The 8,933-nt window shown below is 67.9% G+C and carries 13 protein-coding genes; 1 reads left to right on the forward strand and 12 read right to left on the reverse strand.

Annotation, left to right across the window (positions count from 1 at the left end):
- Positions 1–2: 2 nt before the first annotated feature.
- Genes fliR through fliO form a run of 4 tightly spaced genes read right to left on the reverse strand, consistent with a single transcriptional unit; the run spans position 3 to position 2,250 of the window.
- On the reverse strand, positions 3–785 hold the full coding sequence (fliR, locus tag Q0672_RS21695; RefSeq protein WP_298625834.1) for a flagellar biosynthetic protein FliR: 783 nt from the start codon (positions 783–785) through the stop codon (positions 3–5).
- A 4-nt stretch (positions 786–789) separates the two neighbouring features.
- A complete protein-coding gene (gene fliQ / locus Q0672_RS21700) occupies positions 790–1,059 on the reverse strand; it encodes a flagellar biosynthesis protein FliQ (protein WP_153162450.1) in 270 nt (89 codons plus the stop codon).
- A gap of 19 nt (positions 1,060–1,078) precedes the next feature.
- Positions 1,079–1,834 (reverse strand): flagellar type III secretion system pore protein FliP, encoded by a 756-nt coding sequence (gene fliP, locus Q0672_RS21705; RefSeq protein WP_298625837.1) that lies wholly within the window; start codon positions 1,832–1,834, stop codon positions 1,079–1,081.
- On the reverse strand, positions 1,831–2,250 hold the full coding sequence (gene fliO / locus Q0672_RS21710) for a flagellar biosynthetic protein FliO (RefSeq protein WP_298625840.1): 420 nt from the start codon (positions 2,248–2,250) through the stop codon (positions 1,831–1,833). Before fliO ends, fliP begins: the two co-directional genes overlap by 4 nt.
- A 227-nt stretch (positions 2,251–2,477) precedes the next feature.
- Between fliO and Q0672_RS21715 the strand changes: the two genes are divergently transcribed.
- Positions 2,478–2,681 carry a hypothetical protein gene (locus Q0672_RS21715; RefSeq protein WP_298625843.1) on the forward strand — a complete coding sequence of 68 codons (204 nt, stop codon included), beginning with the start codon at positions 2,478–2,480 and terminating at the stop codon, positions 2,679–2,681.
- Positions 2,682–2,756: 75 nt separating this feature from the next.
- Here Q0672_RS21715 and fliN read toward each other — a convergent pair whose 3' ends face one another.
- From fliN to Q0672_RS21755, 8 genes are all read right to left on the reverse strand, one after another.
- Entirely contained in the window at positions 2,757–3,215 is a 459-nt protein-coding gene (gene fliN, locus Q0672_RS21720; protein WP_153162447.1) for a flagellar motor switch protein FliN, read from the reverse strand.
- 3 nt (positions 3,216–3,218) lie between these two features.
- Positions 3,219–4,217 (reverse strand): flagellar motor switch protein FliM, encoded by a 999-nt coding sequence (fliM, locus tag Q0672_RS21725; RefSeq protein ID WP_153162446.1) that lies wholly within the window; start codon positions 4,215–4,217, stop codon positions 3,219–3,221.
- Positions 4,218–4,230: 13 nt separating this feature from the next.
- Positions 4,231–4,800 carry a flagellar basal body-associated FliL family protein gene (gene fliL / locus Q0672_RS21730; RefSeq protein WP_298625848.1) on the reverse strand — a complete coding sequence of 190 codons (570 nt, stop codon included), beginning with the start codon at positions 4,798–4,800 and terminating at the stop codon, positions 4,231–4,233.
- A gap of 93 nt (positions 4,801–4,893) precedes the next feature.
- Entirely contained in the window at positions 4,894–6,009 is a 1,116-nt protein-coding gene (locus Q0672_RS21735; RefSeq protein ID WP_298625850.1) for a flagellar hook-length control protein FliK, read from the reverse strand.
- A 73-nt stretch (positions 6,010–6,082) separates the two neighbouring features.
- Positions 6,083–6,532 (reverse strand): flagellar export protein FliJ, encoded by a 450-nt coding sequence (gene fliJ, locus Q0672_RS21740; RefSeq protein WP_298625855.1) that lies wholly within the window; start codon positions 6,530–6,532, stop codon positions 6,083–6,085.
- Between the two features lie 93 nt (positions 6,533–6,625).
- Entirely contained in the window at positions 6,626–8,029 is a 1,404-nt protein-coding gene (gene fliI / locus Q0672_RS21745) for a flagellar protein export ATPase FliI (protein WP_153162442.1), read from the reverse strand.
- Positions 8,029–8,742, reverse strand: a complete 714-nt coding sequence (locus Q0672_RS21750) for a flagellar assembly protein FliH (protein ID WP_298625858.1) — start codon at positions 8,740–8,742, stop codon at positions 8,029–8,031. The genes fliI and Q0672_RS21750 overlap by 1 nt, the downstream gene beginning before the upstream one ends.
- Positions 8,743–8,757: 15 nt before the next feature.
- The coding region (locus Q0672_RS21755) for a FliG C-terminal domain-containing protein (protein ID WP_298625864.1) at positions 8,758–8,933 on the reverse strand (176 nt) is incomplete at its 5' end.

Below are 8,933 nucleotides of genomic sequence, written 5' to 3' on the forward strand. Positions count from 1 at the left end.
TTTCAGCGCAGGGCGCGGACCAGGTCGGCCATGGTTCCGAAGCCGACGTCGTAGAAGTGCTGGAGCAGCGGGGCCAGGTGATTGAGGGCCAGGATCAGCACGCCGAAACCCACCGTCAGGGTGATCGGGAAGCCGATGGCGAACAGGTTGAGCTGCGGCGCGGCGCGGGTCAGGATGCCCAGCGCGATGTTGGTGATGAGCAGCGCGGTGACGATCGGCAGGGCCATCAGCAGGCCGGCCGAGAACACCGTGGCGCCAAAGCGCGCCAGCAGCAGCCAGCCGCCCTTGTGGGGCGGGGTGGCGCTGATCGGCATCCACTCGAAGCTGTGGGCGAGGGCGTCGACCAACAGCAGGTGGCCATTGAGGGCGAGGAAGATGAGCGTGGCCATGAGGATCAGGAACTCGCCGACGACCCCGGTCTGGCCACCGGCCACGGGGTCGAAGAAGGTGGCGAAGGACAGGCCCATCTGCAGGCTGACGATCTCGCCCATCACGTCGAGGGAGGCGAACACGACCCGCAGCACGAGGCCCATCGCCACGCCGGTCATGGTTTCGAGCGCAATGATGAGCAGGCCGTCCCACGAGCCGAGGGGGATCGTCGGGGGCGGCGGCAGGGCCGGGACGATGCCGATGGTGATCGCCAGCCCCACCATCAGCTTGATCCGCCGCGGAATGCCGTTGTTGGAGAACACCGGCGCCATCCCCACCAGCCCGAGGATGCGGGCGAGCGGGAAGGCGAGCATCGCGAGCCAGGCGTCGAGCTGGGCGCTGGTGACCGACAGCATCGGGCTACCCGATCATCGCGGGGATGTTCTCGAACAGGCGGCGGATGAAGTCGGTCATCATCGTGATCATCCACGGCCCGGCCACCACCAGGGTGATGAAGGTGGCGATGAGCTTGGGCACGAAGGACAGGGTCTGTTCGTTGATCTGGGTGGCGGCCTGGAAGATCGACACCACCAGGCCGGTGACCAGCGCGGCGATGAACAGCGGCGCGGAGACGAGCAGGGTGAGTTCGAGGGCCTGGCGGCCGAGGTCGATGACGGTGGTGGGAGTCATTGCGGGTTCCTTCCGGCGGCTATCCGAAGCTCTGCACCAGCGAGCCGATCAGCAGGTTCCAGCCATCCACCAGCACGAAGAGCATGATCTTGAACGGCAGGGCGACGATGGCCGGGCTCATCATCATCATCCCCATCGACATCAGCACCGAGGCGACCACCATGTCGATGATCAGGAAGGGGATGAACACGATGAAGCCGATCTGGAAGGCGGTCTTGAGTTCGGAGGTGACGAAGGCGGGGATCACCACGCGCATCGGCAGCTCCTCGGCCTTCTCGACGCGGGGCGTCTTGGCGAGCTTGGAGAAGAGGTTGAGGTCGGGCTCGCGGATCTGCTTGAGCATGAAGGCCTTGACCGGCACGGTGGCCCGGTCGAGGGCTTCGTTGAAGGTGATGCGGTTTTCGGATAGCGGCTGCCAGGCCTCGGTGTAAACCTTGTCGGCCACCGGCGCCATGATGAAGAAGGTGAGGAACAGCGACAGCCCGACGATCACCTGGTTGGGGGGCGAGGTCTGGGTGCCCATCGCGTGGCGCAGCAGCGACATCACGATGATGATCCGGGTGAAGCTGGTCATCATCAGCACGATGGCCGGCAGGAAGCTCAGGGAGGTGAGCAGCAGCAGGGTCTGCACCGACAGGCTGTACTGGGTGCCGCCACCGCCGGCCGGCGCGGTGGTGAGGGCCGGCATGGCCTGGGCCAGCGCCGGCAGGGGCAGCGCCAGGAGCAGGGGCGGGATGAGCGGCGCCACGCGGCGCAGGGCAGTGAAGGCTTTCATCGGGGGCGACGCTGCAGCGTCTGTTTGAGCCAGGCCTGGAAATCCGCGCCGCCGGTAGCGGACGACGGGGCGTCGCCGGCGGTGGTGGGCAGGTCGATGGCATCGAGGGTATGCAGCGGGGTGATCCGGCCGGGCGAGACGCCCAGCACCAGCACCTTGTCGGCCACTTCCACAAGCACCACGCGCTCCCGCGGGCCGACCGAGGTGGCGCCGCGCACCTTCAGCAGCCCGGCCTTGCCGCCCTGACCGGCGCCGAGGCGCTTGAGCAGGTGCAGGCTGCCGATCAGGAGGCCGATGATGAGGGCGAGGCCCAGCAGCATCTGCACGACGCTGCCCGTCACGTCGGCGCTGCCGTCGGCAGGCAGGACGGGGCCGGAGAGGAGCAGCAGGCCGGCAGCGGGCAGGAAGTGGCGCATGGCGATTGGGGGGAATCCGGGGCATTCCGGGGGGAGCCTGGAGGGGAGAATAGCCCCGGACCGCGGCGCGGCATGGGCCGATTAGGCGGGCAAAACGGCACTTTTTCATGCTTTCGGCTTTGGCCTGCTGAACTGCGCCGGGCGCCTATACTCAAAACGCACGGAGCGCCCGATTCTTGCCGGGCGGCTCGGGAAGACGGCAGATCCAACAGAGTGGAGGTGCGATCATGTTGCTGTGGCATCGTGACAGCCAGCTCGCGGCTGGCGTGACGGACGGAGGGGCGCCGGGCGCGGCGTCGTCCGGCTACGAGGAGAAGCGTCAGCGGGCCCTCAAGATACTCGGCGAGCGCTGGCTGCTCCATCGGGCCAATGCGCCCGACCGCCGCCCGGCGAGTTCGGTGCTGATGAGGGGGCGGACCGGGGCGGTGTGACGTCCGCCAGATCCTGAATGCAGTTCGGCCCCGCGGTGTTGCGCCGCGGGGCCGAGAGCTTTTGTGGGGCGGGGATCAGGAGCGCAGTTTGCGGATGCGCTCGGCGGGCGTGATGATGTCGGTGAGGCGGATGCCGAATTTGTCATTCACGACCACCACCTCGCCCTGGGCGATCAGGGTGCCATTGACGAGCACGTCCATCGGTTCGCCGGCAAGGCCGTCGAGTTCGACCACCGAGCCGTGGGCCAGCTGCAGCAGGTTGCGGATGGCGATCTTGGTGCGTCCCAGTTCCACGGTGAGCTGCACCGGGATGTCCAGGATCATGTCGTAGTCGTTGATCGAGCCGCTCTTGGCGCCGGCCTGGCCGAAATCCGGGAAGAGCTGGCTGGCGGGCTTGGCCTGGAAGGGGGATTCCTCGCCGAGGGCGGGCTCCGCCGGGTCGGTCAGGCCCTCGGCGGCGGCCTGCTCCTGCATCGCAGCGGCCCAGTCGTCGTCGCTGATCTGGTTGTCGTCGGGGGTATCGGTTTCTGACATGGCTCACTCCTGGCTGGGGGCCGGGGTATCTTCTTCCTGGGCGAGGAAGCGCTCGATCTTCAGCGCGTACTGGCCGCGCTGGACGCCGTAGCGGCATTCCATGAACGGGATGCCGTCCACTTCAGCCTGGATGGTTTCGGGGATGTTGAGGGGGATCACGTCGCCGGGCTTCATGTTGACGATGTCGCCCAGGGTGACCTTGGCGTTGCCCAGCCGGGCCACCAGCGTGACTTCGGCGCTCTGCAGCTGCTTGCCCATCATGCTCACCCAGCGGTTGTCCTGGGTGATGTGGTCGCTCTGCATCGTCGAATAGAGCGTCTCGCGGATCGGCTCGAGCATCGAGTACGGGAAACAGAAGTGCATCTCCGCCTGGGCGCCGCCGAACTCCAGCGTGAACGACGCCGCCACCACCACCTCGGCGGGGGTGGCGATGTTGGCGAACTGGGGGTTCATCTCCGAGCGGACGTACTCGAATTCGAGCTTCTGCACCGGCGACCAGGCCTTCGCGTATTCCTCGAAGGTGACCTTCAGCAGACCCTGGATGATGCGCTGCTCGGTGAGGGTGAAGTCGCGGCCTTCGACGCGAGTATGAAAACGCCCGTCGCCGCCGAACAGGTTATCCACCACCAGGAACACAAGGTTCGGGTCGAGCACGATCAGGGCGGTGCCCCGCAGCGGCTTGGACGTGAACAGGTTGAGGTTGGTCGGCACCACCAGGTTGCGGACGAACTCGCTGAACTTCTGCACCTTGATCGGGCCGACCGAGACCTCGACGTTGCGGTGCATGTAGTTGAACAGCCCGATCCGCAGGTAGCGGGCGAAGCGCTCGTTGATGAGCTCCATCGTGGGCATGCGCCCACGGACGATGCGTTCCTGCGTGGCGAGGTTGTACGGGCGTATGCCGTCTCCGCCCTCTTCGCCGGTGTCCTGCTCGTCGGACTCCCCGGTGACGCCCTTGAGCAGGGCGTCTACCTCTTCCTGGGAGAGAAAGTCCTGAGCCATGGTGGTTTTCCGCTTACTGCACGATGAACTGGTTGAACAGCACGGCCAGCACGGGGCCGTCATCCTCGGGGCGGCTGCGCTTGTTCTTCTTCTTGGGGTTGGGCGCGTAGCCCAGCACGTCGTTGGCCTCTTCCTTGATCTCGTCGGCGAGCTCCTCGCGGCCTTCGGTGGTGGCGAGGTCGGACGGTTTCTTGGACGACAGCAGCATGATGACCCGGTGCTTGAGTTCGGGCATGTAGAGCTTGAGCGAATCGCCCACCTTGGCGTCGGACACCCGCAGCACCATCGTGGCCTGCAGGAAGTGGTCGCCCTCTTCGGGGGACAGGTTGACCGTGAACTGCTCGAGCTGCACGAAGACCGGCGGCTTGGACGGGTCGACCTTCACCTTCGGCGGCTCGTGGGACACCGGCTCTTCCTCTTCCTCGCCCTCGGCGTGCTTCTTCTTGCCGAGCAGCATGAAGGCAGCGCCGCCCGCGATCGCCAGGATCAGGACGGCAACGATGATGATGATGAGCTTCTTCTTGCCCCCCTTGGCAGGGGCTTCGCCTTCGGCGGCTTCGGCTTTGGCCGGTGCTTTCGACATGCTGGATTTCTCCTTATCTCAATGCATTGTTATCCATCACGTCCGCCCGGCAAGCCTCGAATAGGGGCCAAAGCCCCCGTCATTTGTGGCGATTCAGGCGAACGTATCCACCAATCCTTCTGCGCGCCGCAGCCAGGGGCTGGCGGCGGCGGTGCTGACGCCGATCTCGTTGCTGCCGCGCGAGGGGTTGAACTGCCCGCCGCGGCGCCCTTCGCCGGAGCCGTCGGGCTGGCCGGAGGTGCCCACGTCGGTCTGGCCCAGGTTGATGCCGCTCTGCTCCAGCACCTCGCGCAGGCGGGGCAGGCTCTGTTCGATCAGGTCGCGGGCGGCCGGCGTGGCGGCGACGATCTGCGCAGTGGTCTGGTCGCCGCTGATGGTGATCGACACCTCCACCTTGCCCAGCTGGGGCGGGGTGAGGGTGAGCTCGGCGTGGCTTTCCGACTGGCCGACCATCCAGCTCACCCGGTTGCCCACTTCTTCGGGCCAGCCGGGAGCGCCGGCCGGGGTGGCGACGTGCAGGGGCACCGGGCTTGCGACTGGCTGGGCGCTTTCTCCCCGCAGGTTGGCAAGGGCCGCCGCGTGGATCGCCGCGAAGTTGTTGGTGGGGGCAGCGGCCACGTCGGCGCCGGTTTCGGGGCCGTGGCGGCTGCTGGTGATGGCGTCTGTGCCAGCGAGGTCGGCCGGCGGTGTCTTGGGGGCGGGGGTGGCATCCGGACCGGCAGGTGCGGCATGGTGGCCGGCAAGATTTGCCGCGTCGGCCGCCAGATCGGTCAGCCCTTGGCTGAGCTTGCCGGCCTCGCCGCCATCGACGCTGAGGCTCGCGGTGGTGTCGATGGCGCCTTTGGCGGTGTCCGGCGTGACGCTGGCGGTGGTGCGGGGCAGCGGCGTCGGGATGGCGTTGGCGGCGGCAGCGGCGCCGGCCAGCAGTGCGGATAGATCGGCCGGCGCGGTGGGCGACTGGGCCTGGGCCGCGTCTTCGGTGGGCTTGGCGGCCTCGTCGCTCGCGGCGGCGGCCCTGGCGTCGCTGGAGGCGGCCTCGTCGGGGCTGGATTCGCCGCGCATCTGGCGTTTCAGTTCGGAGGCGAAACCCTGCTCGGGCGCGTCCGCCTTGCCGGGCTCGGCGGACGCGTCGGGGCGCGTGCCGGTGGCGGTTTTGACGGAGGCGACGGGCGCAGTGTTGGCGATCGGGTTCAGGGCCGGTCCGGGCATGATGTTGAGTCCTGGTGAGGATGCTGACCTACGTTACCCAGCAAGCCACGTGCCAGGGCTGCGCCCGGGCGGATCACTCCTCTTGGGGGCGATCGCGGAATTGCTTGGCGGCGTGTTCGTCGGTGAGCCGCTGTTCCTGCTTGGCTTCCTTGCGGGCCTGCTCGCTTTGGTGGCGGTGCGACAGGGTGTCGAAGGCCTTCACCTTGTTGCGCTGATCCACCCAGGCTTGCTGGCCCTGCTCGGTGCGCTGCCTGGAGTCGGAGACAAGGCGCTGCTGCTGGGCGATCGCGTCATCGAGCTTGCCGAGGAAGGCGCTGAAGTTGCGCCAGGCGTCGGGGCCGATGCCGTTGCGGGCCGCTTCAACGAAGCGGGCCTGGTATTCCTTGCGATAGTCCACCAGCAGGGCGAGTTTTTCCTCCACGGCGTGTTCGCTCGCAATGAGCTCGCCGAGCTTGCGCGCGGCGTCGTCCATGCGGCTGTTCGCCAGATCCAGCAGGGTTTGCAGCGGGAACCGCTCAGTCATCTTCACGTTCCTTCGGCGTTATCGGGCAGGGGACGGGAATCTTTAGGGGCGGGGTGACATCACCTTTCGGGCGCCGGGGGGTGTGAAGGCTGCTCATGGCGTGGCTCCGAAAAGGGCGTGGAGCTTTTCAACGGCGGATTCGTAGGGTTCGCACTCTTCGATGCGTTGCTGCAGGAAGGCTTCGAGCCGTGGATACATGGCCACGGCTTGGTCGAGCACCGGGTCGGAGCCGGCGTGATAGGCACCCACGGCGATCAGGTCGCGGGAGCGCTGGTAACGGGAGAACAGCTGCTTGAAGCGCCGCACCATGTCGAAGTGCTGGCTCTTGACGAGGTTGTGCATGGCCCGGGAGATCGACTGTTCGATGTCGATGGCGGGGTAGTGGCCCTGGTCGGCGAGGTTGCGGGACAGCACGATGTGGCCGTCGAGGATCGCTCGGGCGGAGTCGGCGATCGGATCCTGCTGGTCGTCGCCCTCGGCGAGCACGGTGTAGAAGGCGGTGATCGAACCGCCGCCTTCCGGCCCGTTGCCGGCCCGTTCGACGAGCGCCGGCAGGCGGGCGAACACCGATGGCGGGTAGCCGCGGGTGACCGGCGGTTCGCCGATGGCGAGCGCAATCTCGCGCTGGGCCATGGCGTAGCGGGTGAGGGAATCCATGATCAGCAGCACCTGCTTGCCCTGGTCGCGGAAGTACTCGGCCACCGTGGTGGCGTAGGAGGCGCCCTGCAGGCGCATCAGCGGGCTGCAGTCGGCCGGGGCGGCGATCACCGCCGAGCGGGCCAGGCCCTCGGGGCCCAGGTTGTGCTCGATGAACTCCTTCACTTCGCGGCCCCGTTCGCCGATCAGCCCGACGACGATCACGTCGGCGGCGGTGTAGCGGGCCATCATGCCGATGAGCACCGATTTACCCACGCCGGAGCCGGCAAACAGGCCCATCCGCTGGCCGCGGCCGACGGTGAGCAGGCCGTTGATGGCGCGGATGCCGACATCCAGCGACTGGCTGATGGGCGCGCGCTGCAGCGGGTTGATCGGCCGCGCCTGGAGCGAGCGGCTGTGGCGCACCGCCAGCGGGCCGAGGCCGTCGAGCGGGCGGCCGGCGCCGTCGACGACGCGGCCGAGTAGTTCGTCGCCCATCGGAAGGTGTTTGGCGCGGTCGGAGGCGCGACGGCGCGGTTCGATGCGTTCGCCGGCGATGAGCGGCGGCTGGGTTGGCTCGACGGGCAGCACCTGGGCGCCGGGCGCCAGACCGAACACGTCGTCGGTGGGCATCAGGAAGATTTTTTCTCCGTGAAAGCCCACCACTTCGGCCTCCACCGAGGCGCCGCCCGGGATCACGATGCGGCAGCCGGAGCCCAGCGGCAGCTTGAGCCCGGAGGCTTCCATCACCAGCCCGTTGATGCGCGTGAGGCGGCCGGACAGCTGATAAGGGGCGGTGGCGCCCACCAGCTTGCGGCTGTCGGCGAGGTAGGCGCGCCAGGTTTCGGTGCCGTGGTCCATCAGCTGCCGTCCCCATCCCACAGGATGTTGCGGCCGAGGTTGTCCATGATGCGGCGCCAGCGGGTCTGCAGGGTGGCGTCGATCTGGCTGCCGGCCGCTTCGATGCGCGCGCCGCCACGGGCGATGCTGGCGTCTTCCACCAGCCGGTGGCCGCCGTGGGTGAGCTGCTCGCCCAGGTAGTCGCGCACCATCGCCAGGTCTTCGGGGTTGAGATGCACCATGGCGTGGGCCTGGGGCAACTGCAGCAGGGCCTCGCGGATCAGTTCGGCGACGGATTCGGGGTTGTGGGCCAGGCTGTGGCGCACCATCTGGCGGGCCACCTCGATGGCGACGGCGAGGATCTCGTCGGCCACTTCCTGGTCGAGGCTGGTCATGGCGTTCTCGAGGCTCTGCACCAGGCCGTGGAGCTGCATTGCCTCCATCCGCCCGCGGGCCGTGGCCTCCTCGTAGCCGGCGTCGTAGCCTTCCTTGCGGGCCTCCTCGTGGATGCGCTCGATCTCGTCGGCGGTGGGCAGGTGGATGTGCGGTTCGGGGATCGGAATCTCGGGCTCGAGCTCGACGGGCGCCTCGAAGACGGGTTCGGGCGGTAGCGGTTCGGGCTCGGGTTCGGCGGCGAGGGCAGGGGCGTCGTCCACGGGCGCCGGCATCAGGGGCTCGTCGAAGGACGGCAGCTGCCAGCGCCGGTAGGCGCCGGATGCCTGGGTCGGGCTCATCGCAGCGCTCCGCCTTTACACGAAGGCATCGTCGCCGCCTCCGCTGGACAGCGCGATCTGGCCTTCCTCAGCCAGACGGCGGGCCGTCTTGAGGATTTCCTTCTGCTCGGCCTCGACCTCGGACAGGCGCACCGGGCCGCGGGATTCCAGATCCTCGCGGAGCATCTCGGCGGCGCGCTGGGACATGTTCT

Origin of the sequence: uncultured Zoogloea sp. (assembly GCF_937894855.1) — a bacterium.
Taxonomy (GTDB): domain Bacteria; phylum Pseudomonadota; class Gammaproteobacteria; order Burkholderiales; family Rhodocyclaceae; genus Zoogloea; species Zoogloea oryzae.

Bases quoted from the DNA above. Each gene is read 5' to 3' on its own strand.
- fliR (WP_298625834.1), bottom strand. From the start codon at position 785: ATGCTGTCGGTCACCAGCGCCCAGCTCGACGCCTGGCTCGCGATGCTC.
- fliQ (WP_153162450.1), bottom strand. From the start codon at position 1,059: ATGACTCCCACCACCGTCATCGACCTCGGCCGCCAGGCCCTCGAACTC.
- fliP (WP_298625837.1), bottom strand. From the start codon at position 1,834: ATGAAAGCCTTCACTGCCCTGCGCCGCGTGGCGCCGCTCATCCCGCCC.
- fliO (WP_298625840.1), bottom strand. From the start codon at position 2,250: ATGCGCCACTTCCTGCCCGCTGCCGGCCTGCTGCTCCTCTCCGGCCCC.
- Q0672_RS21715 (WP_298625843.1), top strand. From the start codon at position 2,478: ATGTTGCTGTGGCATCGTGACAGCCAGCTCGCGGCTGGCGTGACGGAC.
- fliN (WP_153162447.1), bottom strand. From the start codon at position 3,215: ATGTCAGAAACCGATACCCCCGACGACAACCAGATCAGCGACGACGAC.
- fliM (WP_153162446.1), bottom strand. From the start codon at position 4,217: ATGGCTCAGGACTTTCTCTCCCAGGAAGAGGTAGACGCCCTGCTCAAG.
- fliL (WP_298625848.1), bottom strand. From the start codon at position 4,800: ATGTCGAAAGCACCGGCCAAAGCCGAAGCCGCCGAAGGCGAAGCCCCT.
- Q0672_RS21735 (WP_298625850.1), bottom strand. From the start codon at position 6,009: ATGCCCGGACCGGCCCTGAACCCGATCGCCAACACTGCGCCCGTCGCC.
- fliJ (WP_298625855.1), bottom strand. From the start codon at position 6,532: ATGACTGAGCGGTTCCCGCTGCAAACCCTGCTGGATCTGGCGAACAGC.
- fliI (WP_153162442.1), bottom strand. From the start codon at position 8,029: ATGGACCACGGCACCGAAACCTGGCGCGCCTACCTCGCCGACAGCCGC.
- Q0672_RS21750 (WP_298625858.1), bottom strand. From the start codon at position 8,742: ATGAGCCCGACCCAGGCATCCGGCGCCTACCGGCGCTGGCAGCTGCCG.